Source organism: Pseudomonas sp. YY-1 (assembly GCF_002843095.1).
GTDB classification, from domain to species: domain Bacteria; phylum Pseudomonadota; class Gammaproteobacteria; order Pseudomonadales; family Pseudomonadaceae; genus Aquipseudomonas; species Aquipseudomonas sediminis_A.
In genome coordinates this window covers 56,450-72,320 of record NZ_PJLX01000015.1, presented here as the reverse complement: position 1 = coordinate 72,320, position 15,871 = coordinate 56,450, and the positions used below count along the sequence as shown (strand labels likewise).

The following is a 15,871-nucleotide window of genomic DNA, read 5'->3' as shown; positions in this document are numbered from 1 at the left end:
TTAGAGGGCGGCAGCCGGAAACTGCTCCAGGGCTGCCTGCAAGGCCGCGGCATTGGCGCCACGACAGTCCACAACGATCTGTGCACCCGCAGCGCGGGCCTGTTCGGCGACGCGCGGACTGGGTACGAACAAGGGTAGCCGAGCCAACGCCGGCCAGTCATCGCCGGCTAGCTGTTGCAGATGTTCGAAACCCTGCCCACTGCTGACAACCAGGCCGTTCAGGCGTTCCGCTCGCACCCGCTGACTAAGCTCGCCCGATGCATACTGCGGCAGTACACGGCGATACAGTGGCAGATAGTCGACCGTCACGCCTTGGCCGCGCAAGTGCTCGGCAAGGAATTCTCGGCCACCCTCGCCACGCAGGATCAGAACACGCGGCGCAGATGCCGCGGCAATCGCCTGGTGTAGCGCAGGTAGAGCGAGCAGCGTTTCGCTGTCATCGGCCGAATCTGGAAAGTGCACGCACAAGCCTTGCTCGGCGAGCACGGCGGCGGTGGCAGCGCCAACGCTAAACCAGGGCAGATCAGGCGTCTGCGTCGCATATTGCGCCAAGAGCCGCAACCCCATGCGAGCAGCCGGTTTACTGACCACGATCACTGCACAGTAGCGTTGCAATGTGGCGAAGGCCTCGCGCTGCTCGGCCGTCTCATCCAGCGCTTCGATGGCCAGCAGCGGCATGCAGTGACTGAACACGCCTTGCGCACCCAAGGTCTGCGCCAGCACTGCACAATCCTCGGCTGGACGGGTCAGCAGCAGGCGCCATGCACTCAAGAGTGGCCGGCCTCACCGTAAACGGCCTGGAGAATGGCGTCGGCCCCTTGCGCCAGCAGCGCCTCGGCGACACGCACCCCCAGGGCTTCAGCATCACCACTGGCAGCGCGCTCTTCGGCGCGCAGCAACAGGCCACCGTCAGGTTGGCCGACCAGGCCGCGTAGCCATAGCTGGTCATTTTCGAGCAGGGCATAGCAGGCGATGGGAACCTGGCAGCCGCCGTTGAGATGTTTGTTCAGCGCACGTTCGGCAGTAACGCGCAGCGCGGTTTCACGGTGATGCAACGGTGCCAGCAAAGCATGCACATCACTGTCGGCGCTGCGGCACTCGATGCCCACGGCACCCTGGCCGCCGGCCGGCAGGCTGTCCTCGGCGCTGATCGAGCTGCGGATGCGATCTTCGAAGCCCAGGCGAATCAGGCCTGCGGCGGCGAGGATGACGGCGTCGTACTCGCCGGCATCGAGCTTGGCCAGACGGGTATTGACGTTGCCACGCAGGAACTGGATTTTCAGGTCCGGCCGACGCGCCAGCAGTTGCGCCTGGCGGCGCAGGCTGGAAGTGCCGACCACGCTGCCCTCGGGCAGTGCATCAAGGCTGGAGTAGGTATTGGAAACGAAGGCGTCGCGCGGGTCTTCACGCTCGCAGATGCAGTAAAGGCCCAGGCCCTCGGGGAAATCCATCGGCACGTCCTTCATAGAGTGCACGGCGATGTCGGCCTCGTTCTCCAACAGCGCGGTTTCCAGCTCCTTGACGAACAACCCCTTGCCACCGATCTTCGCCAGCGGCGCGTCGAGCAGCTTATCGCCGCGGCTGACCATGGGCACCAGGCTGACCTTGAGGCCCGGATGGGCCTGTTCCAGACGGGCTTTAACATATTCAGCCTGCCACAGGGCCAGGGCGCTCTTACGGGTGGCGATGCGAATTTCGCGGGACATGAGGCAATTCCAGAAAACCGATTGCCGCAAATCATAACAGGCTCGCCCGACGCCGGCGGAAGGAGGCGGCCATAGGCCGCAGCCGGCGCCCTGTTATAGCGACTGCATCATCTTGCGTACACCGGCCACATGGCGACGGCTGACCACCAACGAGTCACCGTCGAGCCCCTTGAGGAACAGTTGGAAGTGTCCGAGCGGGGTGCGCTGCAGACGCTCGATACGCTCACGCGCCACCAGTGCATTGCGGTGGATACGCACGAAGCGGTCACCGAATTCGTCTTCCAGCGCCTTCAGTGGCTCATCCAGCAGGACCTCGCCGCCCTCGTGACGCAGGGTGACGTACTTGTGGTCGGCGATGAAGTAGACCACATGATCCAGCGGGATCAGCTCGATGCCCTTGCGGGTTCGCGCACTGATATGAGTACGCGGGCCGCCGCCGGTTTCCGCCGCAGGCCGGGTCAGGGCCGCGAGTTGCACACGGTTGGGCCGTTCGGCTTTTTTCAGCGCTTCGCTCAGGCTCTCAGGGCGCACAGGCTTGACCAGATAGCCCACGGCACTGACTTGGAAGGCCTCCAGAGCGAATTCGTCATGAGCCGTGCAAAAAATCACCGCTGGCGGCGCTTCACGCTCGCACAATTTGGCAGCGACTTGCAGGCCGTCGAGACCGGGCATGCGGATATCCAGCAGGACCACATCCGGCTTCAGACTATCAATCAGGGTCAGGGCTTCCTCGCCATTGCTGGCGGCGGGCTCCAGGACCCGGTAACCCTCGAGCTCACCGACCATACGGCTGAGGCGCTCGCGGGCAAGGGGTTCGTCATCGACGATCAGGACATTCATATTGCTCTGGCTTCCTGCGTGAGTCTCGCACAAGGATAGCGTAGACAGCTGTAGTGACGGCCGTCACGGCGCTCCACGCTGAGACTCGCCTTCGGCCCAAAAAGTGCCGCCAGGCGCGCATCGATATTACTCAGCGCTTGGTGCGTTCCCCGCGACGGGTGCTGCTCGCCCCGCTCTTCATACGGATTGCTGACACACAAGCTGAACACACCATCCTGGTAATCCGCCTCGACCCGCACCAGGCCGCCTTCGATACGCGGCGCGATGCCATAGATCAGCGCATTCTCCAAAAGAGGTTGCAGGGTCAGCTGGGGAATCGGTAGATCCTCCGGCACACCTTCGACCTCCCACTGCAACTGTAGTCGCTCGCCGAGCCGATAGTGCTCGATCGATAGATATCGTTTCGCCAGTTCCAGTTCCTCCTTCCACGGCACCAGCGTGCCGGGCTTGGCCAGGCTGGCGCGAAACAGATCCGACAGATCCAGCACCGCCTGCTCGGCCTTGTACGGATCGAGCGTGACCAGGCTGGCAATGCTGTTGAGGCTATTGAACAGAAAATGCGGGCGAATCCGCGCCTGCAACGACTCGATCCGCGCACGCAGCTCGGCCTGCTCCTGCCGACGCCATTGGCTCTGCAGATAAAAATAGCGTAGCAGCAGTGCGGACATGATCAGGCTGATCAACGCATGGCGCAGATAAAGATTCACTTCACCACTGCGTGGTAGCGGCCCGCCCAGCTCGTAATAGTCAGCCACCGCCGTACAACCCAGAGTCAGCAGCACCACCAGCACACAGCACAGGCCGCCAGCCAGCGCCGGCGGCAGGCGCGCCAGCAAGGGCCGCAATCGACATAGCACGGCAGCCGACAGCAGCACGATCCACTGCACGAACAATGAGGTCAGGGCCAGGCGCACCCAGTCGAAACCCGGCGTCATCGGTTCGGCGAGCACCAGCACCAGTACCAGCAGCTCAGCCAGCAGCACCATGCTCAGCAGGGCTTCCGGCTGGCACAGTTCCGGGACGAAGAAGTCGTCGATACGTTTGTTCTTGGCAAGCGATTTTGTATGCATCGACGCAGTTTCCGTGTCGCCCTGCTAGCCGGCAAGCCAGACGGCTCCAGCCGGACAAAATAAAGCACCGAAATGCCACCTTCGCGATAGATTTGTGAAGCAGCCGACACCACCGTCCCCTGCCCGACGGCGAATGTGGCACGTCGAAACGCTTGCCGACCCTGTTATTATCGACGCACTTTGTCCGCCATGCTGGCCGCCAACGTGGCCCGCCCGATTCCGAGCCCAAATCATGAGCAGTGAAAAAACCAATCAGTCCTGGGGCGGCCGCTTCAGCGAGCCCGTCGACGCTTTCGTCGCCCGCTTCACCGCCTCGGTGGAATTCGACAAGCGCCTGTACCGCCACGACATCATGGGTTCCATCGCCCATGCCACCATGCTGGCCAAGGTTGGCGTACTCAGCGATGCCGAGCGCGACACCATCATCGACGGCCTCAAGCAGATCCAGGGCGAGATCGAAGCCGGCCAGTTCGACTGGCGCGTCGATCTGGAAGACGTGCACATGAACATCGAGGCGCGCCTGACCGACCGAATCGGCGTCACCGGCAAGAAGCTGCATACCGGCCGCTCGCGTAACGACCAGGTGGCCACCGACATCCGCCTGTGGCTGCGCGACGAGATCGACGTCATCCAGGCCGAGATCACCCGCCTGCAGCAGGGTCTGCTGGGCCTGGCCGAAGCCGAAGCGGACACCATCATGCCCGGCTTCACCCACCTGCAGACCGCCCAGCCAGTGACCTTCGGCCACCATCTGCTGGCCTGGTTCGAGATGCTCGCGCGCGACTACGAGCGCCTGGTCGACTGCCGCAAACGCACCAACCGCATGCCGCTGGGCTCAGCCGCACTGGCCGGCACCACCTACCCAATTGCCCGCGAGATCACTGCCGAACTGCTAGGTTTCGACGCTGTTGGCGGCAACTCGCTGGACGGCGTTTCCGACCGCGACTTCGCTATCGAATTCTGCGCCGCTGCCTCGCTGGCGATGATGCACCTGTCGCGCTTCTCCGAAGAGCTGGTGCTGTGGACCAGCGCCCAGTTCCAGTTCATCGACCTGCCGGATCGTTTCTGCACCGGCTCCTCGATCATGCCGCAGAAGAAGAACCCGGACGTGCCCGAACTGGTGCGCGGCAAGACCGGCCGCGTATTCGGCGCCCTGACCGGCCTGCTGACCCTGATGAAAGGCCAGCCACTGGCTTACAACAAGGACAATCAGGAAGACAAGGAACCGCTGTTCGACGCCGCCGACACCCTGCGCGACAGCCTGCGCGCCTTCGCCGACATGGTGCCGGCGATCAAGCCCAAGCGCGAAATCATGCGCGAAGCGGCACTGCGCGGTTTCTCCACCGCCACCGACCTGGCCGACTACCTGGTACGCAAGGGCCTGCCCTTCCGCGACTGCCACGAGATCGTCGGGCACGCCGTGAAATACGGTGTGCAGACCGGCAAGGACCTGGCCGAGATGAGCCTGGACGAACTGCGCCAGTTCAGCGAACAGATCACTGACGATGTATTCGCCGTGCTGACCCTGGAAGGCTCGGTCGGCGCTCGCGACCATATCGGCGGCACCGCACCGAATCAGGTGCGCGCTGCGGTAGTGCGTGGCCGCGAACTTCTCGCTAGCCGCTGAGGTCGCAAAGGGGCGGCGGCGCGCCGCCCCTGCCAAGGCAGGCCATTCGACCAGGAGGTTGCCATGCGTTACACACTCCCTACGACCCTGCTACTGAGCCTGCTGGCAACATCAGCAGTCGCGACTGAACATGACTACTGGCAAGTACAGACGAGCGTCTACACGCGGCATTACAACCCCGAGCCTGACCACAACAATCACCAGCGGCTGATCGGACTGGAGCGTGGTTATGCGTCCGGTAACCTCTGGGGCGGCGCGGTCTTTCGCAACTCGTTCGACCAGAGTTCGCAGTACGCCTACGTGGGACGGCGCTTCGAGAGTGACCACCATCCGTTCTATGCCAAGCTGACAGGCGGCCTGCTGCACGGCTATCGCGGCGAGTACCGCGACAAGATCCCCCTCAATCACCTCGGCGTAGCGCCAGCGATCATTCCTTCGCTGGGCGTGCAGAGTCACGGCATGGCGGCGGAACTGGTACTGCTGGGCAACGCCGCACTGATGGTCAACCTTGGCCTGCGCCTTTAACGGACTCAGCAAAGGTCGTCACGAACTCATCGCCGACCGATAACACGTACGCATCCAACCACGCGACAGCACGCGCAGTGTGTCGCGCCAGGAGAGACTCATGTCCCTGCACATTCGACCCGCCACCCCTGACGACGCGGAGCTGATCCTGCGCTTCATCACCGACCTGGCCATCTACGAAAAGGCCGAGCACGAGGTGAAGACCGATGCCGCCGGTATCCGCGATAGCCTGTTCGCCGAGGGCAGCACCGCCCACGGCCTGATCTGCGAAAACGGAGGCCAGCCCATCGGCTACGCGGTGTATTTCTTCAACTACTCCACCTGGCTGGGCAAACACGGTCTTTATCTGGAAGACCTTTACGTCAGCCCAGACGCTCGAGGCCTGGGCGCTGGCAAGGCGCTGCTGCGCCACCTGGCACAACTGGCAGTAGCACTCGGCTGCGGCCGCTTCGAGTGGTCAGTGCTGGACTGGAATACTCCGGCCATCGACTTCTATGAATCCTTCGGTGCCCGCCCGCAAAGTGAGTGGACAACCTACCGCCTGGCTGGCCAGGCCTTGCTGGATTTCGCCGCAGGCTGAGCAAGCCAGCGCCTGGCTAGAGCAACACCTCTGGCCTAAGGTAATTACACCTCCACCAGTCCCGGACCATCATGCGCACACTCCTTGCACTGCTCAGCGTTATCGCCCCGGCGCTATCGGCGGCGACACCAGTCACCATTCCCGCCAATGCGTCCTGGCACATGCAACTCGATGGCAAACTGCAAACACCCAATCGCCTGGTCTATGACATAGACCTGTACGACACGCCCAAGCAAACCATCACCAATCTCAAGGCGGGTGGGCGTATCGTCATCTGCTATTTCAGTGCGGGCACCTGGGAAGATTGGCGCAGCGACGCTCAGGCCTACCCAACGGCGGCTCTGGGCAAGGCGTTGCCTGATTGGCCGGGTGAGCACTGGCTCGACTATCGCCGTGAGGATGTGCGCCAACTACTCGCCAAACGCCTGGACCTGGCCGTAGAAAAAGGCTGCGACGCTGTCGATCCGGACAACGTGGACGGCTACAGCAATGACAACGGCCTGGGCCTGACGGAAGCCCAGCAAATAGACTTCAATCGTTGGCTAGCCAGCGAGGCACATAGTCGCGACCTGAGCATCGGCCTGAAGAATGCCGTAGAACTGCTGCCGTCACTTGGCGACTACTTCGACTTTGCCATCAACGAGAGTTGCTATCGCTACAACGAATGCGACGGTTACAGTCACATGCGCAGCCAGGGCAAACCGATCTTCATCGCCGAATACCGCACCCTCAATAAGAGTCTTTGCAGTCGGGCCGCGAACTCCGGCTTTCGTCTGCAATTCTTCAAAGTCAGCCTGAAAGGCGTTGGCGTCCCCTGCGACTGAGCCCTCATCAGAACCGGCAAGGCGCTACCCGGCGGTGGCCACCTTGAATAGTCGGAGCTGAACTGGAGCACCGCGGCTATAGAATTCTACGAACGCTACGGCGCCTACGTGCAGAGCGAGTAGGCCGGCTATCGCCTGACCGGCGAACACGCGTACCTGTTGCGAGTTGATGACTGCGCGGTTCAATACCCATGAAAACCTGCAGGCAATTGCCAACCGCTGCTCGGCGAACACGCCCGCGCACGTTGCATACGCGGGCGCTGTGCTTAGCCCAGCGCTGCAGCGCCGGCCAGCGCCACCTGCCCGTCTTGAGTCGGGTGCATACCTGACACGCCTATAGCGCCGATAACCTTGCCATCCTGTACCAGCGGCACGCCACCCTCAAGCAGAATGGCATTGTGCATCGACAGCAAGCGCAGTGCCGCGCCGCCGGTTGCCAGGGTTTCCTCGAAGCCCTTGGTCGAGCGCTTGAACAGCGCCGCCGTTGAGGCCTTCTTGATCGCTATCTCGACGCTGCCCAGTGCCGCCTCATCGAGCTTGTGCAACAGCACCAAATTTCCACCGCTGTCGGCCACTGCAATCACCATCGGCCAGCCGTTGGCCAACGCCTCACGCTCAGCCGCTGCAGCAATATGTCGCGCCTGCTGCAAATCGACAGGAGCGCCATAACTCAGGACGCCGGGAGCGAATCGGTCTGATGCATTCATGGCATTGCCTGCCCACCGTTGACATCGAGCACCTGGCCGGTGATGTAGCCGCTGCAGGCGTGTGACGCGAGGAACAGATAAGACGGTGCCATTTCCTCCGGGGTACCGAAGCGGCCCATCGGGATGGTGCTACTGACCGCTGCGCGCGCAGCATCGTCCTTATCGGCGTGGAACGCGGTGTCCACGGTGCCAGGCGAAACGATGTTGAAGCGGATATTGGCCGGGGTAAATTCACGTACCCAGTTGCGCTGAATATTGTGCAACCAGGCCTTGGCCGCAGCGTAGAGGCTAGCGCCGGGACCACCGCCGCCGTGGGCGGCGATCGAGCCGGTAGTAATCACTGCCGCACTCTGTCCGCTGGCTTTGGCCGACGCGCGCAAATGGGGAATGGCTTCACGGGTGACCATCAGCGCCGAACGCAGATTGACGTTGGTCATCGCATCGAAAAAGGCATCATCGATGCTCTCCAGGCCACGACGTTCCAGCAGTGCCCCGGCGTTGTTGATCAACACATCGATACCGCCGAAACGCTCGACGAACGCCGCAACCGTGGCCACGCAGGCCTCGGTCTTGCCGAGATCGCCAGCGAAGAACGCCGCCTGGCCACCATCGGCTGACAACTCGCTGAGCAGTGCATCGAGGTTAGCCGGCGTGTTGCGTGCGGTGATACCGACATGGGCGCCAAGCTTGGCGAAGGCGCGCGCGGTAGCCAAACCGATACCGAGGGTGGAGCCGGTGATCAGAACGCGTTTGCCGCGCAGGTCGTTGAAGGTCATTGGGTGCATTCCTCTTGACGGTGAGCAGGGGATTCCGGGGCAATGCCCGTACGGCGCTTGAATAAGCGCAACAACAGCGGCAGTAGCCACAGAGATAGGGTGATGATGGCGAGCGCCAGCGATACCGGGCGCTCGAAGAACACCATCAGGTCGCCCTGGGCACGCATCATCGAGGTGATGAAGGTTTCCTCGAGCATCGGCCCGAGGACGATGCCGAGAATCATCGGTGCCAGTGGAAAACCGTTTTCTTCCATGAAGAATCCGATGACGCCGAAGGCGAGAATGATGGCGATGGCGAACAGCGTATTTTCCACGGCGAAGGCGCCGACGATAGAAAACGCCAGGATCACCGGCATGAGGATGCTCTGCGGCACCTGCAACACGCGTTTGAACAGCTTGATGGCGAGAAAACCGAAAGGAATCAGCATGAGGTTGGCGAGCAGGAACGCCAGGAACACCGCGTTGATCATGTCGGCGTTCTCAGTGAAGATCGTTGGGCCCGGATTCAGGCCCTTCATGAACAGTACGCCGATGACAATGGCGGTCAGCGAATCTCCGGGAATCCCGAACACCGTGGCCGGAATGAAACTGCCACCCACAGCTGCGTTGTTGGCTGCGGTAGCCGGAACGATCTTGGCCATGTTGACCTCATCCGGCGTGGTACGTCGGGCTGCTGCGCGCTTGGACATGGCGTAGGAGATGTACGCGGCCACGTCAGCCCCTGCCCCCGGCAGAATACCCACCAGCACCCCGACAAACGAGCCCCGAGCAACACCCACCTTGTACTTGAAGATGTCGCGCAGCGCCTGCAGCAGCATCGGCTTTTGAGGCACCAGGGCGGCCTGCCGGGAGTTGCCCGCGCGACTGTTACGGGTGCAGAAACGTAGGATCTCCGCCACGGCGAACAGACCAATGATCACCGGGATGAAACCCAAACCGCCGAGCAGGTCAGCATTGCCGAAGGTAAACCGCGCCTCACCGGAAACCGGGTCCAGCCCCACGCTGGCAACCAGCAAGCCGAGCAGCAGCGACACTGCACCTCTGACCGGCGAGCTGTCCGACACGGCAATGGCAGCGGTCAGGCCCATGCAGGCCAGCCAGAAATATTCGAACGAACTGAAGTTGAGGGCGAACTCGGCCAGGAATGGCGCGCACAGGATCAGCGCCAGTACGCCGACGCTGCCGCCGATGGCCGAGCTGACTGCACTCATGCTTAGCGCATACTCACCCAAGCCTCGCTGCGACAGCCCATGGCAGGGCTCGGTGTAGGCCGCGGATGCCGGTGTACCGGGCATACGCATGTACACGGCGGGAAGGTCGCCGGAGAAGATCGCCATGGCGGCCATGGTGACGATGGCGGCAATCGCTGGCACCGGGTCCATGAAGAAGGTCACCGGCACCATCAGTGCTACCGCCATACTGGCAGTGAGGCCAGGAATGGCGCCGACAAAAAGGCCGTACAGAGCGGCAATCATCATTACCGCCAGGACTTCGAAGGTCATGACCATACTGAAAGCATTGATTATCGCGTCCACGCTCAGCGCCCCTGACAGTAGGTGAGAACGCCCATGGGCAATTGCACGCTCATCAACTGCTGGAAAAACAGGTAGAGAAACACCGTAACCAGCACCGCGGTCACCCAGGACAGCAACGGACGACCGCTGAAGCGCTGACAGAGCAACCCCACCAACAACACGCTACACAACGGGAAACCGACGCTTTCGATAGCCGCGATGAACGCCACCACCAACAGCGGCACCAGCACGAAATTGATCACTCGTTCGCGATCACGCATCCAGGGACCGGCCTGCACCAGCCAGAAACCGCCTTGCTGAACCAGCGTCAGGCGGATGCCCTTGATCAGCAGGATCACCCCGCAGACCGCCAACAGGCTGCCGATGATCGAAGGAAAGAAGCCGGCGCCGTACTGGAAGAACGGCGAAGTTTTCATCTGCTGACCGTGTACCAACACAGCCAACCCGAGCAGGGTGAAGCTCACCCCAAGAGTGATGTCGCTGAATTTCATACTGTGCGCTCCTGTCGATCGGCAGTGGCCCCCTACCAGGCATAGGCGGCCACTGTGTCGGTTAAGGATTGAGCTTGCCGATCAGAGCCTGAACGTCGCGGGTGTGCTGTTCCAGGTACTCTCCGAAGGCCTCGGCGTTGCGCCACTGCGGACGGAAGCCACGATCTTCCATTTCCTTGCGCCATTCGGGGTCGTTGTAGATTTTTTCCAGGGTCGTTTCGAGCTTGACCTTGATGTCATCTGGCAGGCCGGCAGGCGCCACCAGTGCGCGGAACGAACCTAGCTCTAGATCCAGGCCAGTTTCCTCTTTCAGGGTCGGCACATCCGGGTAGGCGGCCTGACGCTCGGAACCGAATACGGCGAGACTGCGTACTTTTTCCGAGCGCAGCAGCGCGTCGGCCTCGGGCAACGAGCAAGGCACGAAGTCGACACCGCCAGCAGCCAGATCCTGCATCGCCGCAGCGGCCCCCTGGCCGGGGATCATGCGCACTTTTTGCAGGTCGACCTGCCAGGCATCCAGCAACCCGGCCACGGCCATCGGCCAGGAACCCCCGCAGCCGCCGGCGCAGGCGATGGCGTATTTGGCGGGGTCAGCCTTCAGCGCATCGAGCGCTTGGCGCAGATTGGTGAAGGGCGAATCGGCTTTGACCTGGAAGCCGGCCAGGTCGAAGTTGTACTGGCCGATGGGCGTGAAATCACTAGCCTGGAAGTCAGCCTGGCCCATTTCCTTGTAGTGGGCATAGTTGAACAAGATGCCCAAGGTGTAGCCGTCGGCCTTGGAGCTGATGATCTTCTGGATGCCAACCACGCCACCGCCCTGCCCCAGGTTGATGACATTGAACTGCTGGCCCAGCTCCTGTTTGAGGTACTTGGACAGGATTCGCGCGGTTCCATCGGAACCACCGCCCGCACCTGCCGGCACAACAATGCTCACCGGACGACTTGGCCACTCAGCGGCCATCGTCGGCATGGCCAGGCCCAGTGCAAGGGTTAGTGCGGCCAGCTTGCAACCGGCGCGACTCAGCAATTTGCCGAGGGTGAAAGACTGCGACATGCGGGATGCATGATTAACGAGCATAACGAGCTCTCCTTTTATTATTGTCGAGTACAGCTGTCATGGTGACTGGGTGTAGCGAATGTCAGTGTTGCGTTGCTCTCCAGGCGGCCACGAAGGCTGCCGCGTTCTCGCTGACCTCGGTCACGCTCATCCCCGGCCTGTACAACGCCGAACCGAGACCGAAACCGCTGGCACCCGCAGCGACGAACGTGGCCATGCCTGCGGGTGTAATGCCGCCAACCGGTAGCAGGGCGATGTCACGAGCGAACACCGCGCGCCAGGCTTTGATGATCGAAGGGTTGAACTGCTCGGCGGGAAACAGCTTGAGCACCTGAGCACCGGCCTCCAGCGCAGCGAAGCCTTCGCTCGGCGTGACCACCCCCGGCGAGCTGAATAGCCCGGCACGGCGTGTGGCGCGAATCACTTCAGGGTTGCAGTTGGGCGACACGATCAAGCGGCCACCGGCCTGCGCCACCTGCTCGACCTGCCCGGTGCTGAGCACGGTACCGGCCCCGATCAGCGCGCGATCGCCCAGTTCAGCCGCCAGCAAGCCGATGCTCTGCAGCGGCTGCGGCGAATTCAGTGGAATCTCGATCAGGCGAAAGCCTGCCTCATAGAGCGCCAAGCCTATGGGGACGATCTCCTCAGGGGTGACACCGCGCAAAATGGCGATCAGCGGCAATTGCTGCAGGTAGGAATCAGACATGCAGGACGCTCCTCGAAACGGCGGCGGGCGGGGCGGTGACAAGAGCAGCAGCGTAGGCCAGGTGCCAGAGCCCCACGACCCCGGCGTGTTCCAGGATGCGCACGGAGTCCACGCTGAAACGAGACAGGGCCAATCGATAACGCTCACACAGGTGCACATCGCCAATCAGCACCAGCGGCGGACAGACGCCACCCTCAAGACTGGCGAGTACACCGCGCAGCTCCTCGCCGATCAGTAGCCCGGAGAGATAATCCAGGCTTTGCCCTGCGCTCAGACGGTCGGTGAGCAAAAGACTGCGGGTGCTGAACAGACGGCCAGAAATACCTTCGGCGCCGCTCTGCCGAGCAGCATCGAGCCCGCGAAAGAACGCCGCATCACTGCGCTCGCTACCCTGCTCACGGGCCGGGCGGCCAAGAATCGAATGGTCACGCAAGACCGCGAACAGCTCGCCTGTCATGTAGGTCGCGAAGTGGCTGATCGCACCGTCGCGCACCGTGACCCATTTGCTGTGGGTACCCGGCAAAACCAGCAAGGCGTTATCACGTAGTTCAGGGGCCAGTTGCAGAGCACCGAAGACCTGGGTTTCCTCACCTCGAATCACGTTGGGCAACGCACCTGCATCGAGCACCCCGGGTACCAGGTGCAGCGTGCCGCAGGCAGTATCCAAAGCCAGCAAACCATCAACCAGATCGTTCGCCGTAGCCGGGCACACAGCGTAGGGCACCTCACGCCAGCCCTGGCGGCTGCCGATCATGCCGCACGCCAGCGCAGGCAGCTCAGGCCATTGGCGGTACCATTCACCAATCAACTCTTCATAGGCTCGGGCGAAATCGCCATCCGGCGTGTGCTGCACGCCCCATGGCCGACTCTGCGAAGCCAGCACCCGGCCGCCTTCGCCAAGTAGATAAGCGCGTAGCGATGAGGTACCCCAGTCGAGTGCGATCAGCGTCGGGGCGAGGCATTCGGTCATGAGGCACTCCAACCCAATTCACGGGAAATGGCGACGGCACAAGCCGTTACGTCCGGGCGCAACTCGTGCAGACGTGCTTCCGGCATATAGGGGATGGCACTGGCAACACTCAGCGCGGCGACGATCTGCCCGCTGGCATCGCGTACTGGCGCTGCGACGCAGCGCACGCCCAGCTCGTTTTCCTCCAGATCGAGGCTGAAACCGCCCTTGGCGTAGCCGTTCATCAGCTCGCGAAACTCATCCCAAGGCGTAAACACCTCGCGCAAGCCAGACTGCCCGGCGCGGCGTTGCAAGCCCTGCTCGTATAGCTCCAACCACTGCGCTTCAGTCAGGTCAAGCATCAGCGACTTACCAATCCCCGTCAGGGCCAGAGGCATGCGCAGGCCGATTCGCGAGCGCATTTCCAGACCGCGACTGCTCGGCAACTTCTCGATGTAGAGCACATCACCGTCTTCACGCACGCCCAGGTGCACGGTGTCCTGAGTTAGCCGCGCCAGCGCCTCCAGATGAGGACGCGCTACGTTAGCCAGCGGCATCTGCGCGCGGGCCTTGTAGCCGAGTTCGATGAGTTTCGGACCGAGTTGATAGCCACCAGCGCTACCGCCAATGGCGCGCAAATGACCTGCCTGCACCAGAGCGGTGATCAGACGATGGGTGGTGCTACGCGTGCAGCCAATACTCGCACCGATATCAGCGAGGCTGCTGGCCCCCTGTGCGACGGCGTCGATCACAGCCAGGCCTCTGAAAAGCGCCTGGGCACCCATGGGTGCTTGGTTGTTATTTTTATCGGACATAACTTTCTCCTGGCGACGGACTCTAATCGGCTTTTTTGCAATTCTCAATATACGAAACAAACTCCCACATTATAGGAGTAAATAAATCATAAAGTGCTCTGCGTGGCCAGCACGCAGACAGACTGTCAAACTGAACACTTTCCCCAGAGACATGGACCCGCATCGTGAGCACTAGCGACGAGCAAAAAGACGAAGACTTCGCCGAAGCCACCCTGATCCAGGCCATCGAGAATCAGCTGGAAAGCGGCGAACCGGCAGCCGCCAAGGCGGTGTACAACAAGTTGACGCTGGTCGGTTACGAGCGCGAAGAGACTCTTGAGCTGATGGCACTGGTCCTGGCTCATGAAATCGATGCCATGCTGCGCGAGGACCGCCCGTTCGATAGCGCCTGGTATGAGCAAGCGTTGCGCGCCCTGCCAGAGCTGCCGGAAGAAAACTGAAGATGGATTGACTCAGGCCACTGGTCGGACTGGCAGGCAGATTGCTACTGTCACCATCAATCCCGACCGAGAAGGTATCGCCTTCGATGGCCTGTACGCTGCCCAGACTCATCGCCTTGCTGATCTGCGCCCTCTGTTTGAGCGGAGCCAGCGTCGTGCGAGCCGAAACGCCGCGCATTGGTGCCGAGGATGACTGGTATCCCTACACCGCCCTGCGTAATGACAAGATCGAGGGCATGTCGGCAGACATCGTCCGCGCAGCGTTCAGCGCCAGCAAAACGTCCGTCGAGTTGGCGCCCTACCCCTATTCGCGCTGCATGGAGCTGGCGCGTTCAGGCAGTCTGGCTGGCTGCTTCAACACCACGCCTGACGCACACATCCGCGCGGAGTTCCTGCTGCCGCAGGAGATGCTGTTCAGCGACGACATCCTGCTCTGGGGCCATGCAGGGGATGCGCTGATAGATGATCTGGACAGCATCCGAGGCAAGCGCGTGGCAGTCACCATCGGCTACACCTACGGCGAGTACTTCGACAGCTATGCGGACATCCAGCGCGTTGCGGTGCGGCGCGATATGAATGGCTTTCTCATGCTGCAGCGCGACCGCGTGGACTACGTCATCGCCTTTCGCGGCACCACCGAAGCGTTGCTGCGTGACAACCCCGAGCTGGCTGGCCAGTTCAAGGCGCTGACCAGGGTGCATCGCCCACAGCTCTACCTGACCTTTTCCCGCCATCATCCACAGGCCGCAGCCTTGCTGCGCGACTTCGACGCAGGCATGCGGCAGATCAGGCAGGACGGCACCTACCAGCGAATTCTCGCCAACTGGCAACTCATTGATGGGCAGAGCACCGCGCATGGTTCTACACTGCAGGAACGCCATAACAACAAGACGGAGTCACCATGAAGTCATTCAACGCTGACCTGATCGACGAGCTGGAAATCCTCGCCCTGTACAACCTGGACAATCACCTAGAAGGGCTCAAGGTACACAACAACGCTTCATTCAAGGCGCAAGGTGCCATCACCCGCCTTCACGAAAAAGGCCTGGTGAGCCAAGCCGACGGCGGCTACCTGACCAGCCTGGGCATCGATGCCGCCGAACACGCGCAAGCGCTGCTGACCATTCTCTCGACCCGTCAGGCCACTCCCGCTTAATCCACTCGCCCGCCGACTAATGCCGCTCGATCACTGGGGCTGCGCCGCGAATTAGAGTGGCGCACCC

At 61.9% G+C, this 15,871-nt stretch carries 19 protein-coding genes; 7 read left to right on the top strand and 12 right to left on the bottom strand.

Features of this window, described 5'->3' with window-relative positions:
• From CXP40_RS19345 to CXP40_RS19330, 4 genes are all read right to left on the bottom strand, one after another.
• The gene (locus CXP40_RS19345) at positions 1-771 is read right to left on the bottom strand and encodes a uroporphyrinogen-III synthase (RefSeq protein ID WP_106735071.1); all 771 of its coding nucleotides are present in this window, start codon (positions 769-771) and stop codon (positions 1-3) included.
• Positions 768-1,706, bottom strand: coding sequence for a hydroxymethylbilane synthase (gene hemC / locus CXP40_RS19340; RefSeq protein WP_106735070.1), 939 nt, complete (start codon positions 1,704-1,706; stop codon positions 768-770). The genes CXP40_RS19345 and hemC overlap by 4 nt, the downstream gene beginning before the upstream one ends.
• 93 nt (positions 1,707-1,799) lie before the next feature.
• A complete protein-coding gene (locus tag CXP40_RS19335; RefSeq protein ID WP_099524679.1) occupies positions 1,800-2,546 on the bottom strand; it encodes a LytTR family DNA-binding domain-containing protein in 747 nt (248 codons plus the stop codon).
• Positions 2,543-3,616 (bottom strand): sensor histidine kinase, encoded by a 1,074-nt coding sequence (locus CXP40_RS19330; protein WP_106735069.1) that lies wholly within the window; start codon positions 3,614-3,616, stop codon positions 2,543-2,545. The genes CXP40_RS19335 and CXP40_RS19330 overlap by 4 nt, the downstream gene beginning before the upstream one ends.
• Positions 3,617-3,848: 232 nt before the next feature.
• Between CXP40_RS19330 and argH the strand changes: the two genes are divergently transcribed.
• The 4 genes from argH (at position 3,849) to CXP40_RS19310 (ending at position 7,172) form a co-directional block, all read left to right on the top strand.
• Complete coding sequence (argH, locus tag CXP40_RS19325; protein WP_106735068.1) at positions 3,849-5,243, top strand: argininosuccinate lyase; 1,395 nt, start codon at positions 3,849-3,851, stop codon at positions 5,241-5,243.
• Positions 5,244-5,306: 63 nt separating this feature from the next.
• On the top strand, positions 5,307-5,768 hold the full coding sequence (locus CXP40_RS19320) for a sn-glycerol-3-phosphate transporter (RefSeq protein ID WP_106735067.1): 462 nt from the start codon (positions 5,307-5,309) through the stop codon (positions 5,766-5,768).
• 100 nt (positions 5,769-5,868) lie between these two features.
• Positions 5,869-6,348 (top strand): GNAT family N-acetyltransferase, encoded by a 480-nt coding sequence (locus CXP40_RS19315; protein WP_106735066.1) that lies wholly within the window; start codon positions 5,869-5,871, stop codon positions 6,346-6,348.
• 71 nt (positions 6,349-6,419) lie between these two features.
• A complete protein-coding gene (locus CXP40_RS19310; RefSeq protein ID WP_256579498.1) occupies positions 6,420-7,172 on the top strand; it encodes an endo alpha-1,4 polygalactosaminidase in 753 nt (250 codons plus the stop codon).
• Between the two features lie 266 nt (positions 7,173-7,438).
• Here CXP40_RS19310 and CXP40_RS19300 read toward each other — a convergent pair whose 3' ends face one another.
• From CXP40_RS19300 to CXP40_RS19265, 8 genes are all read right to left on the bottom strand, one after another.
• Positions 7,439-7,879 (bottom strand): heme-binding protein, encoded by a 441-nt coding sequence (locus tag CXP40_RS19300; protein ID WP_079784921.1) that lies wholly within the window; start codon positions 7,877-7,879, stop codon positions 7,439-7,441.
• Complete coding sequence (locus tag CXP40_RS19295; RefSeq protein ID WP_099524693.1) at positions 7,876-8,655, bottom strand: SDR family NAD(P)-dependent oxidoreductase; 780 nt, start codon at positions 8,653-8,655, stop codon at positions 7,876-7,878. The genes CXP40_RS19300 and CXP40_RS19295 overlap by 4 nt, the downstream gene beginning before the upstream one ends.
• On the bottom strand, positions 8,652-10,157 hold the full coding sequence (locus tag CXP40_RS19290; RefSeq protein ID WP_256579497.1) for a tripartite tricarboxylate transporter permease: 1,506 nt from the start codon (positions 10,155-10,157) through the stop codon (positions 8,652-8,654). Before CXP40_RS19290 ends, CXP40_RS19295 begins: the two co-directional genes overlap by 4 nt.
• 35 nt (positions 10,158-10,192) lie before the next feature.
• Positions 10,193-10,681: a tripartite tricarboxylate transporter TctB family protein gene (locus CXP40_RS19285; RefSeq protein ID WP_106735063.1), complete on the bottom strand. Its 489-nt coding sequence runs from the start codon at positions 10,679-10,681 to the stop codon at positions 10,193-10,195.
• Positions 10,682-10,742: 61 nt separating this feature from the next.
• Complete coding sequence (locus CXP40_RS19280) at positions 10,743-11,759, bottom strand: tripartite tricarboxylate transporter substrate binding protein (protein WP_106735062.1); 1,017 nt, start codon at positions 11,757-11,759, stop codon at positions 10,743-10,745.
• A gap of 61 nt (positions 11,760-11,820) precedes the next feature.
• Positions 11,821-12,444 carry a 2-dehydro-3-deoxy-6-phosphogalactonate aldolase gene (locus CXP40_RS19275; RefSeq protein WP_106735061.1) on the bottom strand — a complete coding sequence of 208 codons (624 nt, stop codon included), beginning with the start codon at positions 12,442-12,444 and terminating at the stop codon, positions 11,821-11,823.
• Positions 12,437-13,414 (bottom strand): 2-dehydro-3-deoxygalactonokinase, encoded by a 978-nt coding sequence (locus CXP40_RS19270; RefSeq protein ID WP_106735060.1) that lies wholly within the window; start codon positions 13,412-13,414, stop codon positions 12,437-12,439. Before CXP40_RS19270 ends, CXP40_RS19275 begins: the two co-directional genes overlap by 8 nt.
• Entirely contained in the window at positions 13,411-14,208 is a 798-nt protein-coding gene (locus tag CXP40_RS19265; protein WP_099524705.1) for an IclR family transcriptional regulator, read from the bottom strand. The genes CXP40_RS19270 and CXP40_RS19265 overlap by 4 nt, the downstream gene beginning before the upstream one ends.
• A gap of 164 nt (positions 14,209-14,372) precedes the next feature.
• Between CXP40_RS19265 and CXP40_RS19260 the strand changes: the two genes are divergently transcribed.
• From CXP40_RS19260 to CXP40_RS19250, 3 genes are all read left to right on the top strand, one after another.
• Entirely contained in the window at positions 14,373-14,648 is a 276-nt protein-coding gene (locus CXP40_RS19260) for a hypothetical protein (RefSeq protein WP_106735059.1), read from the top strand.
• A 155-nt stretch (positions 14,649-14,803) separates the two neighbouring features.
• Entirely contained in the window at positions 14,804-15,553 is a 750-nt protein-coding gene (locus CXP40_RS19255) for an ABC transporter substrate-binding protein (protein WP_256579496.1), read from the top strand.
• Positions 15,550-15,804, top strand: coding sequence for a TIGR02647 family protein (locus CXP40_RS19250; RefSeq protein WP_099524712.1), 255 nt, complete (start codon positions 15,550-15,552; stop codon positions 15,802-15,804). Before CXP40_RS19255 ends, CXP40_RS19250 begins: the two co-directional genes overlap by 4 nt.
• Positions 15,805-15,871 lie beyond the last annotated feature (67 nt).